Source organism: Agrobacterium sp. NPDC058088 (assembly GCF_042885035.1).
Classification (GTDB): Bacteria; Pseudomonadota; Alphaproteobacteria; order Rhizobiales; family Rhizobiaceae; genus Agrobacterium.
In genome coordinates this window covers 305128-324106 of the sequence record NZ_JBHVSU010000005.1, presented here as the reverse complement: position 1 = coordinate 324106, position 18979 = coordinate 305128, and the positions used below count along the sequence as shown (strand labels likewise).

18 protein-coding genes and 1 other RNA gene are annotated in these 18979 nt (G+C 59.4%); 6 read left to right on the top strand and 13 right to left on the bottom strand.

Translation table 11 applies throughout. The features are described from left to right. Nucleotides 1-86: 86 nt before the first annotated feature. The 3 genes from ACFVTJ_RS16660 to rimP form a co-directional block, all read right to left on the bottom strand. On the bottom strand, nucleotides 87-788 hold the full coding sequence (locus ACFVTJ_RS16660; RefSeq protein WP_386909179.1) for an RNA-binding protein: 702 nt from the start codon (nucleotides 786-788) through the stop codon (nucleotides 87-89). After that, complete coding sequence (nusA, locus tag ACFVTJ_RS16655) at nucleotides 785-2401, bottom strand: transcription termination factor NusA (protein ID WP_003524306.1); 1617 nt, start codon at nucleotides 2399-2401, stop codon at nucleotides 785-787. The genes ACFVTJ_RS16660 and nusA overlap by 4 nt, the downstream gene beginning before the upstream one ends. A 63-nt stretch (nucleotides 2402-2464) precedes the next feature. Further along, a complete protein-coding gene (rimP, locus tag ACFVTJ_RS16650; protein ID WP_386909177.1) occupies nucleotides 2465-3061 on the bottom strand; it encodes a ribosome maturation factor RimP in 597 nt (198 codons plus the stop codon). Nucleotides 3062-3349: 288 nt separating this feature from the next. Here rimP and ACFVTJ_RS16645 point away from each other — a divergent pair, with 288 nt between their 5' ends. After that, complete coding sequence (locus tag ACFVTJ_RS16645) at nucleotides 3350-4978, top strand: MFS transporter (protein ID WP_386909175.1); 1629 nt, start codon at nucleotides 3350-3352, stop codon at nucleotides 4976-4978. Nucleotides 4979-5163: 185 nt separating this feature from the next. Here ACFVTJ_RS16645 and ACFVTJ_RS16640 read toward each other — a convergent pair whose 3' ends face one another. Then, nucleotides 5164-6429 carry a lytic murein transglycosylase gene (locus tag ACFVTJ_RS16640; protein WP_386909173.1) on the bottom strand — a complete coding sequence of 422 codons (1266 nt, stop codon included), beginning with the start codon at nucleotides 6427-6429 and terminating at the stop codon, nucleotides 5164-5166. 38 nt (nucleotides 6430-6467) lie between these two features. Continuing rightward, nucleotides 6468-7073, bottom strand: coding sequence for a recombination mediator RecR (gene recR / locus ACFVTJ_RS16635; protein WP_386909171.1), 606 nt, complete (start codon nucleotides 7071-7073; stop codon nucleotides 6468-6470). A 58-nt stretch (nucleotides 7074-7131) separates the two neighbouring features. Between recR and ACFVTJ_RS16630 the strand changes: the two genes are divergently transcribed. Further along, on the top strand, nucleotides 7132-7746 hold the full coding sequence (locus tag ACFVTJ_RS16630) for an MOSC domain-containing protein (protein ID WP_386909169.1): 615 nt from the start codon (nucleotides 7132-7134) through the stop codon (nucleotides 7744-7746). A gap of 76 nt (nucleotides 7747-7822) precedes the next feature. Here ACFVTJ_RS16630 and ACFVTJ_RS16625 read toward each other — a convergent pair whose 3' ends face one another. From ACFVTJ_RS16625 to ffs, 3 genes are all read right to left on the bottom strand, one after another. After that, the gene (locus ACFVTJ_RS16625) at nucleotides 7823-8146 is read right to left on the bottom strand and encodes a YbaB/EbfC family nucleoid-associated protein (protein ID WP_386909167.1); all 324 of its coding nucleotides are present in this window, start codon (nucleotides 8144-8146) and stop codon (nucleotides 7823-7825) included. A 24-nt stretch (nucleotides 8147-8170) separates the two neighbouring features. Next, entirely contained in the window at nucleotides 8171-10045 is a 1875-nt protein-coding gene (locus tag ACFVTJ_RS16620; protein ID WP_386909165.1) for a DNA polymerase III subunit gamma/tau, read from the bottom strand. A gap of 76 nt (nucleotides 10046-10121) precedes the next feature. After that, an RNA gene (ffs, locus tag ACFVTJ_RS16615) (signal recognition particle sRNA small type) lies at nucleotides 10122-10218 on the bottom strand. A 65-nt stretch (nucleotides 10219-10283) separates the two neighbouring features. On the opposite strand from ffs, the gene ACFVTJ_RS16610 reads away from it, so the two are divergent. After that, complete coding sequence (locus ACFVTJ_RS16610) at nucleotides 10284-10712, top strand: HIT domain-containing protein (RefSeq protein ID WP_386909163.1); 429 nt, start codon at nucleotides 10284-10286, stop codon at nucleotides 10710-10712. Next, nucleotides 10712-11674, top strand: coding sequence for an NAD(+) diphosphatase (gene nudC, locus ACFVTJ_RS16605; protein ID WP_386909161.1), 963 nt, complete (start codon nucleotides 10712-10714; stop codon nucleotides 11672-11674). The genes ACFVTJ_RS16610 and nudC overlap by 1 nt, the downstream gene beginning before the upstream one ends. Before the next feature lie 15 nt (nucleotides 11675-11689). Here nudC and ACFVTJ_RS16600 read toward each other — a convergent pair whose 3' ends face one another. Beyond that, nucleotides 11690-12553, bottom strand: coding sequence for a prephenate dehydratase (locus ACFVTJ_RS16600; protein WP_386909159.1), 864 nt, complete (start codon nucleotides 12551-12553; stop codon nucleotides 11690-11692). Nucleotides 12554-12564: 11 nt separating this feature from the next. Continuing rightward, a complete protein-coding gene (locus ACFVTJ_RS16595; RefSeq protein ID WP_386909157.1) occupies nucleotides 12565-13320 on the bottom strand; it encodes a 3-deoxy-manno-octulosonate cytidylyltransferase in 756 nt (251 codons plus the stop codon). Between the two features lie 150 nt (nucleotides 13321-13470). Here ACFVTJ_RS16595 and ACFVTJ_RS16590 point away from each other — a divergent pair, with 150 nt between their 5' ends. Beyond that, entirely contained in the window at nucleotides 13471-14046 is a 576-nt protein-coding gene (locus ACFVTJ_RS16590) for a c-type cytochrome (protein ID WP_386909155.1), read from the top strand. A 90-nt stretch (nucleotides 14047-14136) separates the two neighbouring features. On the opposite strand, the gene ACFVTJ_RS16585 is transcribed toward ACFVTJ_RS16590, so the two are convergent. From ACFVTJ_RS16585 to ACFVTJ_RS16575, 3 genes are all read right to left on the bottom strand, one after another. Beyond that, nucleotides 14137-14862, bottom strand: coding sequence for a sugar transferase (locus tag ACFVTJ_RS16585; protein ID WP_386909153.1), 726 nt, complete (start codon nucleotides 14860-14862; stop codon nucleotides 14137-14139). A gap of 289 nt (nucleotides 14863-15151) precedes the next feature. Continuing rightward, a complete protein-coding gene (locus ACFVTJ_RS16580) occupies nucleotides 15152-17446 on the bottom strand; it encodes a transglycosylase domain-containing protein (RefSeq protein ID WP_386909152.1) in 2295 nt (764 codons plus the stop codon). Between the two features lie 144 nt (nucleotides 17447-17590). After that, nucleotides 17591-18049 (bottom strand): YbaK/EbsC family protein, encoded by a 459-nt coding sequence (locus tag ACFVTJ_RS16575; RefSeq protein WP_386909150.1) that lies wholly within the window; start codon nucleotides 18047-18049, stop codon nucleotides 17591-17593. Nucleotides 18050-18517: 468 nt separating this feature from the next. On the opposite strand from ACFVTJ_RS16575, the gene ACFVTJ_RS16570 reads away from it, so the two are divergent. Next, entirely contained in the window at nucleotides 18518-18727 is a 210-nt protein-coding gene (locus ACFVTJ_RS16570; RefSeq protein ID WP_003492998.1) for a cold-shock protein, read from the top strand. Nucleotides 18728-18979: the final 252 nt, after the last annotated feature.

The window sequence follows — 18979 nt, the reverse complement described above, 5'->3', positions numbered from 1 at the left end:
CGGACGAGAACCGGATGACGTCCATCAGGTCTCGTCGTTCAATTGCTGCATCGGAACGCGGCGACCGTTGATGTCGGTTAACCGCGTCATTGTTCTGTCCGGGCAGCGTCGCGTTCCGCCTGAGGTTGGCCGCCAAGGCGGTACTGCTCAAGCATCGTTGCGCGCTTCACTACACCCTCACCCGCCTGCCCTGCAAGCGCGCAGGCATGGATAAAAGCATTCTGGCCCATCAACTCGTCCATTTCGGCTTCGCTAAAGAGCCGGAAGGACGGAATTTCATTGCCGGCATCGCTGCCGAGTGCCCAGGCCTTGCGGGCCTGGTCCAGTTTTCTGACGCCATCGGCCGCAGCATCGGTCGCGTGAAACACGGCGATCGCGTTCCCGGACCGGACGGCAGCATCGACCTTCGTCGCGCCGCTGATGAACTGGCCCGCCTTGCGCGCCATGTTCATCATACCAGCCACATGCTGCGCCATCAGCCGGTCGAGAAGAGCGAGAAGCTCGGGCCCGGCCTTGACGTCACGTTTCAGAGCCCGCGCGAAGAGCTTCTTCGCGATGGCCTTTTCGATCAGGGCGCGCTCGGGTGTCACCCAGCAACCGCGCCCCGGCAATTGGCGTTTCAGGTCCGGAACGACGTTGCCGTCCGGGCCTGCGACGAAGCGGATCAGCTCATCCGGCGATCCGCTCTGCCGTGTCACAATGCACATACGTCCGTTGACGTCGCCCTTGATCCCCCCGTCATCGTCAGTCTCGGGCAGATCGTCCGGCTCATGCGCCTGCGATGTCATTCCTGTTCGGCGGTATCCGCCTCCTCGGCAGCTTCCGCATCGGCTTCCTGTTCGGAAGCGAGTTCTTCGGCGGTGATCCAGCCTGCCAGAAGGCGAGCCTGCACCACCATGTTCTCTGCTTCGACGCGCGAAACATCGAGCTTGGAGAAGATGCCTTCGAACTTCTTCGTCTCGCCATCCTTGCGCTCGCTCCAGCCAACGAGATCGTCCGCTGCACAGCCGGCAAAGTCCTCGATGGTCTTGATGCCGTCTTCGCCGAGCGCAACCATCATCTGCGAGGTCAGGCCGTCGATCTGGCGCAGCTCGTCGGAAACGCCGAGTTCCTTGCGCTTGGCGTCCATTTCGGCTTCCAGGCGCTCCAGATATTCGCGGGCGCGGGTCTGGATTTCATCGGCGGTGTCTTCGTCGAAGCCATCGATCGACGAGATTTCGTCGAGATCGACATAAGCGAGTTCTTCAACCTGCGCGAAGCCTTCCGAAGCCAGAACCTGGCCGACCATTTCGTCGACGTCGAGCGCTTCCATGAAGAGGGCCGTGCGCTCGTTGAATTCCTTCTGGCGACGCTCGGATTCTTCCTGCTCGGTCATGATGTCGATATCCCAGCCTGTCAGCTGCGATGCCAGACGCACGTTCTGACCGCGGCGGCCGATGGCGAGCGACAGCTGCTCGTCAGGAACAACCACTTCGATACGCTCGGATTCTTCGTCCAGAACGACCTTGGCGACTTCCGCCGGCTGCAGGGCGTTGACGATGAACGACGCCGGCTCCTGGCTCCACGGAATGATGTCGATCTTCTCACCCTGAAGTTCGCCGACAACGGCCTGAACGCGCGAACCGCGCATACCCACGCAGGCGCCGACCGGGTCGATCGAGCTGTCGTTCGAGATGACGGCGATCTTGGCGCGCGAACCGGGGTCACGGGCAACCGACTTGATCTGGATGATGCCGTCGTAAATTTCCGGAACTTCCATGGTGAAGAGCTTCACCATGAACTGCGGATGGGTACGCGACAGGAAAATCTGCGGGCCACGCTGTTCACGGCGAACGTCGTAGACGTAAGCGCGAACGCGATCGCCGTAACGCATGTTTTCGCGCGGGATCATCTCGTCGCGACGGATGATGCCTTCGCCACGGCCGAGATCGACGATGACGTTGCCGTATTCGACGCGCTTGACGGTGCCGTTGACGATTTCGCCGATACGGTCCTTGAACTCGTCATACTGGCGGTCACGCTCGGCTTCGCGCACCTTCTGCACGATGACCTGCTTGGCGGACTGGGCGGCAATACGGCCGAAATCCATCGGCGGCAGCGGATCGGCGATGAAGTCGCCGAGCTTGGCATCCGGGTTGCGGTCGCGGGCAAGCTCCAGCGGGATCTGGGTCGAATAGTCTTCAGCCGCTTCAACAACTTCCAGAAGACGCTGCAGGCGGATTTCGCCGGTCTTGGAGTTGATGTCGGCGCGGATGTTGGTTTCCGAACCATAGCGCGAGCGGGCGGCTTTCTGGATAGCGTCGGCCATTGCGGCAAGCACGATTTCGCGGTCGATGACCTTTTCGCGCGCCACAGCATCGGCGATCTGCAGAAGCTCAAGCCGGTTAGCACTCACTGCCATTTTTATATCTCCGTAAGTCGCATAATTGCGGGGATCGCCCGTTTTCCGGGCTTTACGTTGGAATTAGTCTTCGTCTGCTTCGTTTTCGTCGTTCTGGTTTGCGGCGGCGGCCTTGGCCGCTTTGTCTGCCCGCAGCGCATCCCGAATAAGGTCGTCCGTCAGAATGAGCTTCGCATCCGAAAGCGCCGTGAACGGAACAATGACTGTCGGCTCTTCGCCATAAGCAATCTGGTCGCGTTCCAGCTTGAAGCCGTCAGCATCAACCTCGACGATCTTGCCGCGAAACCGCTTGCGGTTCTCGACCAGAATGGAGGTTTCGACCTTCACCAGATGGCCCTGCCAGCGGGTGAAATCCGATTTGCGAACCATCGGCCGGTCGATGCCGGGCGAGGAAACTTCGAGATGATACGCTTTCTCGACCGGATCTTCCACATCAAGAACCGGTGAAATCGCCATCGAGATGGCTTCGCAGTCCTGAACGGTCATGGTTCCGTCTTCGCGCTCGGCCATCACCTGCAGCGTCATGCCGTTCTGGTTGGAGAGCCGCACGCGCACCAGAAGATACCCCATGCCCGTCAGAACGGGCTCGATGATCTCGGCGATGCGCTGGTCGATGCCTGTTTCGGTTATCAGTCGCGGTTCTTGTGCGGTGTCTGCCATCTGGCCTTCCGGTCTTTCGATTTTCACCGGGCGCTCAGCCCGTGGTTTCCGGTTCGCCTAACGAAAAAGAGCGGAGCCTTGCGGCCCCACTCTTCATCAAGCGATCAAGAATTTCAGGGGTCATATAGACCCATCGGGGCAGGATTGCAAGGTTTTAGCGGGCTCTTCCGCTTTGGGGGCCGCCTCCGTCACATTTTCACCCTTAGCATGTCGGAAAGGCTGGCATGATCGCCGGCACTGTCTATAGTTGCCGTTTGACAAATCGCAGTTGCATCAAGTGGACAGAGCGTGCCTGACCGTAAATCGCCACTCGCGCCTTTAAGGCATTTGACTTACAGACGAATCTGGATCGCCAGCCTTGCCTCGAATTTCGGCGGACTGATCCAGGCGGTGGGCGCCGCATGGATGATGACCTCGCTTTCGAGTTCTGAAAACATGATCGCGCTGGTGCAGGCCTCCACCTCTTTGCCGATCATGCTGTTCTCGTTGATTTCAGGCGCGCTGGCCGACAGTTTCGACCGCCGCCGCATTATGATTTCGGCGCAGCTCCTGATGCTGACGGCCTCCGTGCTGCTCACCGTCTTTGCCTGGTCCGGTTGGCTCACGCCCTGGCTGCTTCTCTTCTTTACCTTCATGATCGGCTGCGGCACCGCGCTCAACAATCCGTCCTGGCAGGCATCCGTCGGCGAGATGGTGCCGCGTGAGGATTTGCCCGCCGCCGTGACGCTGAACAGCGTCGGTTTCAATATTACCCGCAGCGTCGGCCCGGCCATTGGCGGCATTATCGTCGCCGCCGCCGGTGCTGCCGCCGCATTTTTTGTGAATGCTCTGAGCTATTTCACCCTGATCTACGCCCTGTTTCGCTGGCAGCCGCCGAAATATGCCTCGACGCTGCCCCGCGAGCAGCTTCTGGCGGCCATATCGGCCGGCATGCGCTATGTGGCGATGTCGCCCAATATCGGCAAGGTGCTGGTGCGAGGCTTTCTTTTCGGCCTGTCCGCAAGCGCCATCCTTGCCTTGATGCCCATCGTCGCCCGCGATCTTGTCGAGGGCGGCCCCTTGACCTACGGCGTCATGCTGGGTGCATTCGGCGTCGGCGCCATCGGCGGGGCGCTGATCAGCGCCAGATTGCGTGAGGTTCTGTCCAGTGAATGGATCGTGCGCGTCGCCTTTTTAGGCTTCGCCTTCAGCGCCGGTGTGACGGCGGTGAGCACGAGCGCCATCATCACGTCACTGGTGCTGACCGTTGCCGGCGCCTGCTGGGTTCTGGCGCTGTCGCTCTTCAACACCATCGTCCAGCTCTCCACGCCGCGCTGGGTGGTGGGCCGGGCGCTGTCGCTTTATCAGACGCTCACCTTCGGCGGCATTGCGGTCGGCAGCTGGCTGTGGGGCGAGCTGGCGGAAGATTACGGCATTTCCTATTCGCTTCTCTGTTCCTGCGCGCTGATGCTGCTCGGCGTCGTCGTCGGCCTCAAGCTCGCCATGCCGGCCTTCGCCTCGCTCAATCTCGATCCGCTCAACCGTTTCGTCGAGCCGCCGCTGAGGTTGGACGTCAAGCCACGCAGTGGGCCCATTGCCATTCTCATCGATTATGAAATCCATGACGAGGATCTGGGCGAATTTCTGCCACTGATGGCGGAGCGCCGCCGAATCCGTCTGCGTGATGGCGCACGCAACTGGAATCTGATGCGCGATCTCGAAAACCCTGATATCTGGACCGAAAGCTACCATGTGCCGACATGGGTGGAATATGTCCGCCACAACCACCGCCGCACCCAGGCGGATGCGGAGGCCTGGGACCGGCTGCTGGAGCTTCACCGCGGCAAGACACGGCCACGGGTGCACCGGATGATCGAACGGCAAACGATTCCGCCGACCGACGATATTTTTCACAAGCCGCACACCGATCAGCATTGAGAGGCCGGGAGAGGCAGAAACGGGCCAGGTAAAAAAGGCTATTGGGTCCTTGCCATAACCCTCGACGTCATCCTCGGGCTTGTCCCGAGGATCCAACCACGTATCGTTAAATCAATCGGTTGCAGATGGTCGGGACAAGCCCGAGCATGACGACGGGGAGGTTTTCCGACGTCGCCCGTAACGTGCTATTTCAGCTTAGCCTTCAGGCTTGCGTCTGGAAAACACGTTGGGGCCAAGCCGTTTTTAGCCTGCCAGTCGCCGAGTGAGCGACGCGTCTTGAAACCGGCCAGCCCATCTGCCTTGCCGACATCGTAACCCTTGGCCACAAGCGCCTTCTGCATGGTGAGAACATCGGAGCGCAGCATCGAGCCGACATTGCCCCATTCCCCCTTGAACGGCCCCGCGCCGTGGGTGATGCGGTCAGCGAGATTGCCGATGAACAGCGCATAGAGATCGGAATTATTATATTCCTTGATGACGTAAAAATTAGGCGTCACCACAAATTCCGGTCCATGCCGGCCAGCCGGGACCAGCATCATGCCATCGGCAGAGAGGTCATTGGCCGGGAAGGCTTTTCCGGAAATGCGGGTGATGCCCATTTTCGCCCAGTCCGCCACAGGCCGCGCGAGATCAGGCCCTTCCTGCGCGCAGGAGACATTGGCGGGGATCGATACTTCGAAACCCCAGTCACGATTACGTTGCCAGCCGCGCTGCGAAAGATAGTTTGCTATGGATGCCAACGCATCGGGCACGGAGTTCCAGATATCGCGATGACCGTCGCCATCGAAGTCCACGGCATATTTCAGATAGCTCGACGGCATGAATTGCGGCTGGCCGAGCGCACCCGCCCAGGAGCCCATCATGCGCGAGGCTGCGATATCGCCGCTTTCGACGATCTTCAGCGCATCGATCAGTTCGGCGCGGAACATCTCCTTGCGGGTCGACATATAGGCTTTCGTGGCCAGAACATCGACCACGGAATGCGGCAATTTTGCCCGGCCGAAGCCGGATTCGCGGCCCCAGATCGCAACGACGATATCGCCGGGAACGCCGTATTTCGCCTCTATCCTGCGCAGCGTCGCCGCATGGGTGGCTGCAAGCGAACGGCCGGTGCCGGCCAGCCCCTGCAGCCGCTTTTCGGAGAAATAGGCGCCGGGCGAGGAAAATTCCGCCTGACTCTGGCTCTGTTCCTTCGGCGGCTTCTGGCCGGGAATGACGAGATCGGGCAGGTTCCAGCTGATCGAGAGGCCGCTGAGTGTGGCATCAAGCGTCTTTTGCGAAATGCCGGCCTTTCGGGCTTCCGGCCAGATTTCCTTTTTCAGCCAGGCATTAAATTCGGCATCATATCGGGCTGCCGCTGCTCCTGTCGGTGCCGATTGCGCCAACGCCGTCGTTGCTGAAAAAACGGAAAGAAGGGCAGCCAGTGCCTTTGGGGCAAAACGGTTTCGCATTCGGTCTCCTCTTTGAATGACGGGGAGGGAGGGGGACTTCAGATTGTCGTGCGGGCCCGAAGCGCCGCCGTCAAGGTGCCCTCGTCGAGATAATCCAGCTCACCGCCTACCGGCACGCCATGCGCAAGCCGGGTGATCTTGATGTCGAGCCCGGAGAGGCGGTCGGTGATGTAATGGGCGGTTGCCTGACCTTCCACCGTCGCATTGACGGCGATGATGAGCTCGCGAATGCCGCCGGCGCTCACACGGTCGATCAGGCCCTTGATGTTCAGGTCCTCCGGTCCGACGCCGTCGAGCGGCGACAGCGTACCACCCAGAACGTGATAGGCGGTGTTCATCGCACCCGCCCGCTCCAGCGCCCACAGATCCGACACGTCTTCCACCACGATGATGACCGACTGGTCGCGCCGGTCGTCGGCGCAGACGGTGCAGGGATCGATCGTGTCGACATTGCCGCAGCAGGAGCAGATCTTCACCTTGTCATAGGCTTCGCCCATGGCATGGCCCAGAGGCCCGAGAAGCTGTTCCTTCTTCTTGATGAGATGCAACGCCGCCCTTCGCGCCGAGCGGGGGCCAAGCCCTGGCACTTTTGCCAGAAGCTGGATCAGTTTTTCGATTTCGGGGCCAGTGACTCGTTTTGCCATGAGCGCTTTCTACTGCATAAATCGGGAAACGGGAATCAGGAAGCTCAAAGGGCAATCCATGAAAATTAGCGCGGTATGTCGCGGCGAGGCAAAAAGCCTCCCGGGAAAGACGACGAAGACGGGCATCTTCAAACACGCTGTGAATGGCCCGGTCATGGTAGACGCGGAAGGTATCGTCAGCGATGCCGTCTGCAATCGCAAACACCATGGCGGGCCGGATCAGGCAATCTACGTGATGGGCTCAGGCGACCTCGACTTTTGGTCCGATACACTGGGCTTTGCAGTCGAACCCGGTTTCTTCGGCGAGAACCTCGTTCTGGAGGGCGTCAACAGCGCAAAACTGCATGTCGGCGACCGGTTCACGGCCAATGACGTCATGCTGGAGGTGACCGCCGCCCGTATTCCCTGCGCGACGCTGTCGGCTCGCGTCGGCGATCCCGATTTTGCACCGCGCTTCCGGCAGGCGGGCCAGCCGGGCTTCTATTGTCGGGTGCTGAAAGGCGGAATGCTTGCGGCCGGCGAGGAGGTGACGTTCGAACCGTATCGGGGAACGAAACTGCCGATACCGACTATTCTCCAGCGCTTCCGTCCAATGCAGCTCAACCAAGCCGAACGCGCGGCCTATCTTGAAACGCCGCTCGCAAGCCGGTTTCGCGCGATGCTGGAAGCCTGAGATTGAACGTATCTTCGTTAAGTTGTGATGCCCGTCATCCCGGCTCAAGGCCGGAATGACGGATCGGTGGCGTCTATCAGAAAGGCAGCTTCATGCCGGGCGGTAGCGGCAGACCGGCGGTCAGGTCGGCCATCTTTTCCTGGGCTTGCGCTTCACCCTTTTCCTTGGCGTCCTTATGGGCGGCAACGATCAGGTCTTCGAGGATTTCGATCTCGTCTTCCTTAAGCAGCGAAGGATCGATTTTCAGGCCGCGCATTTCACCCTTGCCGGTAAGAATGACGGTCACCAGACCGCCACCGGACCGGCCTTCGATTTCGAGGGCGGCAATTTCCTGCTGCACCTTCTCCATCTTGGACTGCATTTCCTTGACCTTGCCCATCATGCCCATGATGTCGCGCATGTGCCAATCTCCTGTTCTTCTTGTTTAAAATTCGATGTCGTCGCCGGGAAGGATGTCGCCTTCGCTCGATTCGGCAACCGATGGCGGTGCAATGTTCTCCACCTCATCTTGTATGGCGGCGCGGATACGCACGTCGGTAATCTTTGCACCGGGAAACTGCGCCAGAATCGCGGCTACATCAGGGTCCTGACGCGCATCGACCAGGCGTGCATCACGGGCATTGCCTTCCGCCTCGACCAAGGTCGGCTCACCCTGTTCCTTGCTGAGGCTGACGATCCAGTGAAGACCGGTCCATTCCTTTAGCCTGACACCAAGTTCACCGGGTAGCGAACCGGGCGCGCCGTCGCCAAGGCGCATATCAAGCCGGCCGGGCTCCAGCCGCACCAGCCGCACGAAGTTGCGGACCTTTGCCCGCATGACGGGATCGCGATTTTTCTGGCAGAGATCGGCAATATCCTGCACCGAATTGACGGGAACCTTCGGCTCCGGCCGCTCTTCGGTTTTCGGGGGAGCGACGTGCATCTCCTGCGGCCGGCTATCCGGAACGGCGCGCAGCATTGCGGAGGGCTGCGGACCGGCCTGCCTCGGGGCGGCAAATTCTGCAGGTCTTCCGGCTGCCACGGTCTGCGCCGACGAATAGGCGCGCGCGCCACCACCATTGCCGCCGCCTGAAGGCCCGCCGTTGGCGTAACCGCCCTCGCCATTGGAAAGCTCCAGCAGGCGCCGCGCCGCATCTTCCGGTGCCGGCAGATTGGCGGCATGTGAAAGCCGGATCAGCACCATTTCGGCGGCACCCGCCGGGCGTGAGGCGTTTTCGGTTTCCGGAATGCCCTTCAGCAGCATTTGCCAGATGCGCGACAGCGCCGTCACAGCAATGGTTTCGGCAAACTCCGCGCCCCGCACGCGCTCCACTTCGGAAAGCGAAGGGTCTTCCATTGCGTCAGGCACATATTTCATGCGGGTCACGAGGTGGGTGAAATCGGCGAGGTCGTTCAGAACGACAACCGGGTTCGCGCCGGCCTCATATTGGCCGTTGAATTCCGAGAGCGCTGCTGCCACATCGCCTTTGATGACGTGCTGGAAGAGATCGACGATGCGCGCACGGTCGGCAAGGCCGAGCATGCCGCGCACCGCTTCGGCCTCCACACGACCGCCGCCATGGGCAATCGCCTGGTCGAGCAGGGAAAGACCGTCGCGGGCGGAACCTTCGGCCGCGCGGGCGATCATTGAAAGCGCTTGGGGGTCGGCTTCGAAACCTTCCTTGCCGGCAATGGCGGTGAACAGTCCGACGAGATCGGCGGCGCTGATCCGGCGCAAATCGAACCGCTGACAGCGTGACAAAACCGTGATCGGAACCTTGCGTATTTCGGTCGTTGCGAAGATGAACTTCACGTGCTCCGGCGGCTCTTCCAGGGTCTTCAGGAGACCGTTGAAAGCCTGCGTCGACAGCATGTGCACTTCATCGATGATATAGACCTTGTAACGCGCCGAGACCGGGCGATAGCGCACCTGCTCGATGATTTCGCGAATATCGTCGATGCCGGTATGGGAGGCGGCATCCATCTCGATCACATCGACATGCCGACCTTCCATGATCGCCTGGCAATGTTCGCCGGGAATGCGCAGGTCGATGGTCGGCTTGTCGATGGTGTCGGTCTTGTAGTTCAGTGCGCGGGCGAGAATGCGGGCCGTGGTGGTCTTGCCCACGCCGCGAACGCCGGTCAGCATATAGGCCTGCGCGATGCGCCCGGTCTCAAACGCATTGGTCAGCGTGCGGACCATCGGCTCCTGGCCGACCATCAGATCGGAAAAATCCTTGGGGCGATATTTGCGCGCCAGTACCCGGTAGCCGGTCCCGACCTGGGATTCGCTCGATGTGTTTGGTACGGTATCGCTCATCGCCTCGCCAGTTTGTTTTGCCAGTTTGTTTCGGGGCTGAACTGGCCCGGCGAAAGCTGAGCGGCATTTGAAAAAGGTGGGAGGCTGGCACGGCGACCCGTGCCGGGCTCGTTAGGGCTGCTTCCTTCCGGACCTGACCCGGTTGGCGAGTGGCTCGTCCACCACCAACCTCCCGGGGCCACATATCGGCAATATCGACAGCAAATGCAAGCCAAGCCTTCAAAAAACTGCTATCACAATGAAAACAAACATGGAGGACGCCTTGGAGACATTCCAGCTGGACGAAAGACTGGCGCGCGACAGCGTGCTTGTGACACGTTTGGGTCTTTGCGAGCTGCGCTTGCAAAACGACAGTCGCTGGCCCTGGCTGGTGCTGGTGCCGCAGCGGGACGGCGTCAGCGAATTGTTCGATCTCACTCCGCTCGATCAGGCCGTGCTGACATTCGAGACCAATCTTGTCGCATCCGCCTTGAAGGAAATCACCGGAGCCACCAAGATTAATGTCGGTGCTTTGGGCAATATCGTCCGGCAGCTGCATGTCCACATTATCGCCCGCAATGAAGGCGACACCTGCTGGCCTGGTCCTATCTGGGGTCACGGAACGGCGGTGCCTTACGCGGCGGGTGAGAAGGAAAATTTGATGAAAAAGATCTCCGGCGCGCTCTGATGATTTCCATGAAAATTTTTGAAACCACTGCCCCCCATCCCGAAGCAAGTCTGCTGACGGCCTTCTCCAAAAACGCTCTCGACCGTTTCGCTGAAAAGCGGACGGAAGAGTGCGTGGCCGATGCGCTCAAAATCGATGGCACTCATATTTTTGCCTTCTCGGGCAACCGGCTTGTCCTGAAACATGATGAGCAGGTCATCGATCCCCTGTTTTCCGCCTATGAACTGGCCGAGTTGCAGCCGGATTTCGACAATGCCGTGCTGCTCGGATATCGCGAAACCGGCGAGCCGAGGATCGCGGTGCCGGTTGCCGTGGCCGAAGACCAGCTGGCGAGCCATTACAAGCTTGCCGATGCCCGCACGCTTTATCGCGATCATCTGCTCGACGAGGAATTGCTGAGCGAGGTCGCCCAGGCCGTCAGCCTCACGCACTGGAACGCCGACAATCGCTTTTGTGGACGATGCGGCGGCACCATGGAGTTGCGGATCGGCGGCTACAAGCGCATCTGCGCCGCCTGCAACCACACTATTTTTCCACGCACCGATCCCGTCGTCATCATGATGACGATCGACATCGAGCGCGATCTTTGCCTGCTGGGTCGCGGCGCACATTTTGCGCCGGGAATGTATTCCTGCCTTGCCGGTTTCGTGGAGCCGGGTGAGACGATCGAGCAGGCTGTCCGCCGGGAAACGCATGAGGAATCCGGCGTCGAAATCGGCCGCGTACGATATCACGCCTCCCAGCCCTGGCCGATGCCGCATACGCTGATGATTGGCTGTTATGCCGAGGCGCTCTCTTTTGAGATTGCGCGTGACGAGATCGAACTGGAGGATTGCCGCTGGTTCACGCGGGCGGAAGTCGCAACAATGCTGGAGACGGCAACAGGGGAAGGTTTTTCCGCCCCGCCCGGCGGCGCCATCGCGCATCGCCTGATGCGCGACTGGGTGGAATGGCCAAAATGAAGCCCTGCGGCAGGCTCAGCTCTGGTTGAGCTTGCCGCGCATCGCATGGCCCTTATAGACACCGAGAATGCGGACTTTTTCCGAGAAAAAGCGCAATTCGTCCAGCGCATGCCGCACCGGCTCGTCGTCGGGGTGGCCTTCAATATCGGCATAAAACTGCGTCGCCACGAATTTGCCGCCGAGCTGGTAGCTTTCGAGCTTTGTCATGTTGATGCCGTTGGTGGCAAAACCGCCCATGGCCTTGTAGAGCGCGGCCGGAATGTTGCGAACATTGAAAACAAAAGTCGTGACGACGATTTCGTCGCTCGACTGGCGCTTCGCCCAGTTTTCATCGCGGGACAGTACCACGAATCGCGTGACGTTGTTTTCCGAATCCTCGACATTTTCAGCCAGAATCTCGAGACCGTAGAGACTGGCCGCAAGACGCGGCGCGAGAGCCGCCATGCTGCGGTCACCCTTTTCTGAAACCAGCCGTGCGGAGCCCGCCGTATCGCCGGCGATCACCGGCTTCCAGCCGTTCGAACGGATGATCTTGCGGCACTGACCAAGCGCATGAATGTGGCTATGCACGGTACGAATCTCGTCCTTCGTTACGCCCGGTACGACCATCAGCTGGAAACGGATCGGCATGAAATATTCGCCGATGATGTGCAGGCGTGATTCGGGCAGCAGGTGATGAATATCCGCGACGCGGCCGGCCAGCGTGTTTTCAATCGGGATCATGCCGAGGTCGGCTTCGCCGCTCTCGATAGCGTTGAATGCATCCTCGAATGTCGGGCATGGCAGGGGCTCCATATCCGGAAACATGTCTCGGCAGGCCATGTCGGAATTCGCGCCGAATTCGCCCTGGAAGGCAATACGATTTGTGCTCAAGGTCATGGGACTATCCGTCAGAGGGTTCTGCTTGCGAGAATTTTGCGGGCTTTTTCCAGATCGTGCGGCGTATCGACGCCGAGCGGCACCGAGCGGACGATTTCCGCATCGATGCGCATGCCCGCTTCCAGCGCACGCAGCTGTTCCAGCCGTTCGCGCTTTTCCAGCGGAGAGGGCGGAAGGCTCACGAATGTCTCGAGCGCTGCGCGGCGATAGGTATAAAGTCCAATGTGGTGATAGAGCGGGCCATCGCCGTAAGGGGCGGTGGTGCGCGTGAAATAGAGCGCGCGCAGACGGGTGTCGGAAAGCGGGCTGCCCACCACCTTCACCACGTTCGGGTTGGTTTTTTCTTCTTCGGCGGTGATTTCCACGGTCAGCGTGGCAATATCGACGGCGGCATTTTCAAGCGGGCGCAGCGAAGCGCGAATGGTTTCTGCCTCTATGGTTGGAAGGTCGCCCTGGACATTGATGACATATTCCGCCTTGCCATAGGGATCGGCCTTTTGCAGCGCTTCGAAAATGCGGTCCGATCCCGATTGGTGGTCGTCGCGCGTCATCATCACATCAAAACCGGCATTCTGAACGGCGGAAAATACCTGTTCGTCATCGACCGCAACGACGATTCGTTCTGCCCCTGCTTCACGCGCACGCAGCGCCACTTGCACGATCATCGGCTTGCCGCCGATGTCGGCGAGCGGCTTGCCGGGCAGGCGCGTGGATGCCATTCGCGCCGGTATGAGCACGACAGCTTTCTCGAATTCCCGATTCTTCATCCGACACCCTTCAAATCCCGCCCGAAAAGTGTCAAAACGTCACGGAGTGGGGAACATTATTCAAGTTGCGCAGGCTGTGCAAAAGCCATAGCTTTCGAGCAATTTCAAGATGCCCGGTTATATGGAGCGGATGCGAGGGAGCGCATATAGATGAATTCTTATGTTAATATGGGCGTTGGGGCGTTGCTGGGCACGGTTTTCGTCCTGATGTCGGTGTCGATTGCGTCTGAGGGCATTTTCCATGCGCCTGCGCCCGAGAAGGAAGGCTTTGCCATTGCTGCCGCAGAAAGCGGTGGCGAGGCAGGTGGCGGAGAAGCCGCTGCAGCCGCGACGCCAATCGCAAAATTGCTGGCGAGCGCCGATGCTGCCAAGGGCGAGACAGTCTTCAAGAAGTGTACGAGCTGTCATACCGGAGAGAGTGGCGGTGCAAACAAGGTCGGCCCCAATCTCTTCGATGTCGTCAACCGGCCGATCGCCAGCCACGAAGGTTTCAGCTATTCCGCTGGGATGAAGGATTTCTCCAAGGGCGCTACCGTGCATTGGGATTACGATCATCTCAACTACTTCCTCGAAGCTCCCAAGAAGCACGTTCCCGGCACGGCCATGGGCTTTGCGGGTGTGAAGAAAGAGACGGAGAGGGCCGATCTCATCGCCTATCTGCGGACACTTTCGGCAAACCCGGCGCCGCTTCCGGATCCGAATGCGGCTCCCGCACCGATGAACTGATGATCATGATGGTTTCATGATAAAAGCCCGGCATCGCTGCCGGGCTTTTATTTTGTGCGGGTTGCAGAGGCGGCAATGGCGCCTGAAGAATCAGAAGCCCTTGCCGCCGCGCAATTCGGAAATCACCGTTCCGACCATGATCTTAATATCCAGCCAGACCGAAAAATTGTCGACGTAATAAAGATCGGAGACGATCCGGGCACGCGCCTTGTCGCTGCGATCCGTTGGGCCGCGTAGTCCCCGCATCTGGGCAAGGCCGGTAATGCCGGGTCGCATCCGATGCCGCATGTGATAATGGGGAACCAGCTCCTCATAAAGACGGCCAGCCGCCAGCATGCCGATGGCGTGGCAGCGTGGCCCCACCAGAGACATATCGCCCTTCAGGACATTGATCAGCTGCGGTAGTTCGTCGATATTCGTGCGGCGCAGAATGGCGCCGATACGGGTTATCCGCGGATCATTCTTCACCGTTTGCGCCACCCCGGTGACGTCACCGAGTTCCGTCCGCATCGAGCGAAATTTATAGACGCGGATTTTTCTTCCATTCATGCCCCAGCGCACCTGCGAGAACAGGACGGGACCCTTGCTGTCGAGCTTTACCAGCAATGCGACGGTGGCCAGAACTGGGGCAAGTGCAACAAGGGCAATGGACGCCCCTGCGATGTCGATGGTTCTTTTGAGCGCAAACTGGCTGCGCAACAATGACGATGGTTTCTTATCGGAGGCGGGAGATTGCAATTCCGCCGTTTCAAACGGGGCGGCAGGATAGGGAGCGCCGTAAAAAACGGCATGCGATGAGCCTTTAGTACCCAGCATAATATGGAGCCCTGAAAAGTTATTATGAAACAAGAAAATTAATTTATATGAACGATTAATAATTCATTTACCCAAAAAAGTCACCCGAAAATGTAGCCGTATTCGCGCAAATGGCAATCTAGGGTTAATTGGCGCGCACGCATATGTTGCGCCGCTGCGCCGTCTCCGCTCATGGCTGCGGATGCGAAGGCCAAACTCTTCGGAAATGCAGGATTTTGCGGGAAGGCGAGCGAGCCGCGGCCATCCCGTCATTCGTCATGAGACCTGCCGGCTCATTATCTGACGCCGCTCAATTTCCCATCAGAATGTCAAACAGCGTCGTCTGCTTCGGCCCCGATTGTGCTGGGGCCTGACCGCCTATATCGGCGGGCGGCACAGGTCCGTTACCAGCCTGATAGCCGGGTTCGATGTCGCGGGAAGGAATATTTGCGGGCGGCATGGCCATGCCCGGCTGGTTGGGTGAAGCCGGTGCAGTGGGATAGGACCGGGTGTCGGTCGTTCCGCCACCCAACGCGTTGGAAATGATCTCGCCGATGGATGAGGGCGCAGCTTCCGGTGCCGGCTGCTGCATGTCCCCGAGCGGCGGTACACCACCTGCGCCGAGGCCGAAAAGTGGCGAAGGCGACAGCCCGGAATGGGCGGCGGTCATGAAGTCCTTCCATGCCCGTGCCGGCAGTCCGCCACCGGTGACCTTTTTCATCGAAGTGCCATCGTCATTGCCGAACCAGACGCCCGTGGTGAGGTTGCTTGTGTAGCCGACAAAAAGTGCATCGCGGAAGGACTGGGTCGTGCCGGATTTCCCCGCCGCCTGCCAGCCTTGCAGCCGCGCGGCCTTGCCGGTGCCTTCGGTGATGACGCGGGACAACATGCCGTTCATGGTCGCGGCGATCTCTTCGCTCAGCACGCGGGGCGGATTGTCGTATTTGTTTTCGTAAAGCACTTTGCCGTCGGCATCGGTGATGCGTTTGACGATATGTGGTGTCGCCTTGTAGCCGCCATTCATGAAGGGAGCATAGGAGGCGGTCAGCTCCATCAGCGATACTTCCGAGGTGCCGAGCGCAATCGAGGCGTTGTTCTGCAACTCCGATTCGATGCCCATGCGATGGGCGACCTGCGTCACCCGTTCCGGGCCAACCTCCATCACCAGCTGCGCGGCGATGGTGTTCAGCGAATTGGCAAGCGCAGTGGCGAGCGTGACTTCGCCGCGATACTTCTTCTCGTAATTTTCCGGTGTCCAGTTGCCGATGCGCACCGGTGCGTCATTGCGGATCGTATAGGGGGTAAGCCCCGATTCGAGGGCGGCGACGTAGACGAAGGGCTTGAAGGCCGAGCCGGGTTGCCGTTTTGCCTTCACGGCGCGGTTGAACTGGCTTTCCGCATAATCCGCTCCACCGACGACGGCGCGGATCGCACCCGTACCATCGATGGAAACCAGCGCCGCCTGCGAAGCGCCCTGCTTTTTGCCGTCACCCTGGAGCACGTGGGTCAGCGCCTTCTCGGCGTCGCGCTCGAGATTGGGGTCGATGGTCGTATCGACCACGATGTCCTGCTTGACCTCACCAACCAGGCCACGGACTTCCTCAAGCACCATATCGGCAGCGTAATGTTCAGCCCCGGACCAGAACCGTTTCGCCTTGGTCGGCGGCTGCGACATGGCGGTCTTGATTTCGTCATCGGTGATGAAGCCGACATCGCGCATGGATTGCAGCACCACCTGGGCCCGCTCTTCCGCCGCCTTCGGATCACGCGCCGGTGAAAGGCGTGAGGGGGCTTTCAGAAGCCCGGCCAGCATCGCCGCTTCGCCCAGATTGACGTCGCGCGCGGATTTGTTGAAGTAACGCCTGGAAGCCGCCTCGACGCCATAGGCATTGGAGCCGAAATAGACGCGATTGAGATACATCGCGAGGATCTGGTCTTTGGTGTATTTGTGCTCCAGCCAGAAGGACAGTAGCACTTCCTGCACCTTGCGTTCCAGCGTCCGGTCCGGCGAGAGGAACAGGTTTTTCGCCAGCTGCTGCGTCAGCGTCGAGCCGCCCTGCACCGCCCGTCCGGTCAGCAGGTTCGTTACGATGGCGCGTCCAAGACCAAGCGGATCGACCCCGAAATGTGAATAGAACCGACGATCCTCGATCGCCATGACAGCCTGCGGAATATAGGGCGACATGTCTTCCAGCGCGAGCGCTTCGCCACCGGTGGTGCCTCGATTGGCAAGCACGCTGCCATTGACCGAAACGATCTTCACATTCGGTGGCCGTTCGGGAATCGACCAGCTGCTGGCGCTCGGCATGCGCGCGCCATAATAAAGGACAAGTCCGGCAACGCCGATACCGCCCCAGATGCCGAGCACGATGCACCAGTAAAAAAGTGAGCGGATGAAGCCCGTCAGGCCGCGGCCCGTATTGCGGCTCCGCTTTTCTTTCTTTCGGGATTTGGTACGGCCGGATGCCGGTTTGGATTTTTTGGCCTGTTGTTTTGCAGTGCCGCCGATGCGTTCGCTGGCGTCAAGGCGCAGGTCATCACCGGAATCGTGGAAATCCCCGAAAGAAGGTTCTACCCGTTCGCGTGATTTACCCTTGCCTGCCATCCAGCCGAAATCGCTCCTATTCGCGAAACCGCGCACACCCCGTTGGGTTCAGGTTTCTATGCCTGCGCGATCCTTAATCCAGGATGAAGAGTGTAAATGCAGCGATTTAAGGCGGCGTTAAGTCCTGACCGGATCAAATCCGCGTCATTGACAGACGTCGACCCAGTCCGCCCCCGTCAATTCAGCCATGACATCAGGCGAAATCTTCACTGCCGCATTGGTGGCGCCGGCTGCCGGAACCACCTCTTGATGGTTTTTCAGCGATATGTCGCAAAACACCGGCAGGACCGAAGGAAGACCGAAAGGACATACGCCGCCAATGGGATGGCTGGTCACCGCAACCACCTCTTCCGGTCCGAGCATACGCGGCTTTACGCCAAACTGATCGCGGAATTTTCGGTTGTCGAGGCGTCTGGTGCCGGCCGCAACGACGAGAAGAATCGTATCGCCAGCCCTCAGGCAGATGGTTTTGGCGATCTGGTCGGGATCGACACCATGCGCTTCAGCGGCCAAAGCGACCGTTGCCGAACTTGCTTCCGTTTCAATCACGGTCACTTCGGGCGACTTCTCGGTGAAAAATGCTCTGACGGATTCGATGGACATGCGTATTTATTAGGCGTTACGCAGACGCGCTTCAAGTGGCCCTGATACAGCCATGCATTTTTTGCAATGCTGCGCTGCGATGAAACGTCTGTTTTTTAAGCTGGCATGCTGTATCTTCAAATCATCGAAGCGACGCACTCCTCCTCCCAGCGTCGCCCGATTGGACTGACAATACTCCTCCTCCCAATTGTCAGTCAGTTTCAAGAACCCGGCGCACCTCCTCCCGCGCCGGGTTTTTGCGTTTTGGCGATTTGGTCGTCGCCTCGCCCGTCTCCTCTCGGCGACTGCTCTTGTCAAAGAAACTTGACTTTGAGCCCCTTCCAACCTAGGTACTTCGCCATCGATATTTGTTTGACGACCAGAGCTTCGGCGTCTTTCCAGACGCTCACGACGATCTTTTCCTTCAAATTCGACCCAAGTCCGCACTGCTTGCAGTGCAAATACAATTGCCAACGGAAGGAAATCGTTATGGCGACTGGTACAGTAAAGTGGTTCAACGCAACCAAGGGCTACGGCTTCATTCAGCCTGACGACGGTTCGCAGGACGTGTTCGTTCACATCTCTGCTGTTGAGCGTGCGGGCCTCACCGCTCTCAACGACGGCCAGAAGCTCTCCTACGAGCTGATGCAGGACCGCCGCTCGGGCAAGATGTCCGCAGGCAACCTCGTTGCTGCCTGATAAGCGTTTTGGCTCGAAAGGGTCACTCGCATGAATGGAAAGGCCGGATTTTTCCGGCCTTTTTCTTTTGAAAGACGCGGCGAACAGACAGGCCTTGAAAAGGCGCGAGTGCATACCAATATAGGGTTCAACAATGTTTCGGATGAGAGCTGTCAGGCGGGCATTTTGAAAGTGCCGCTGTTATCGTGTTAACCAAAGATTAACCGAAGCAGCCGATCCTGATGGTGAAATGCAGCGGCCATGGACGTGGAC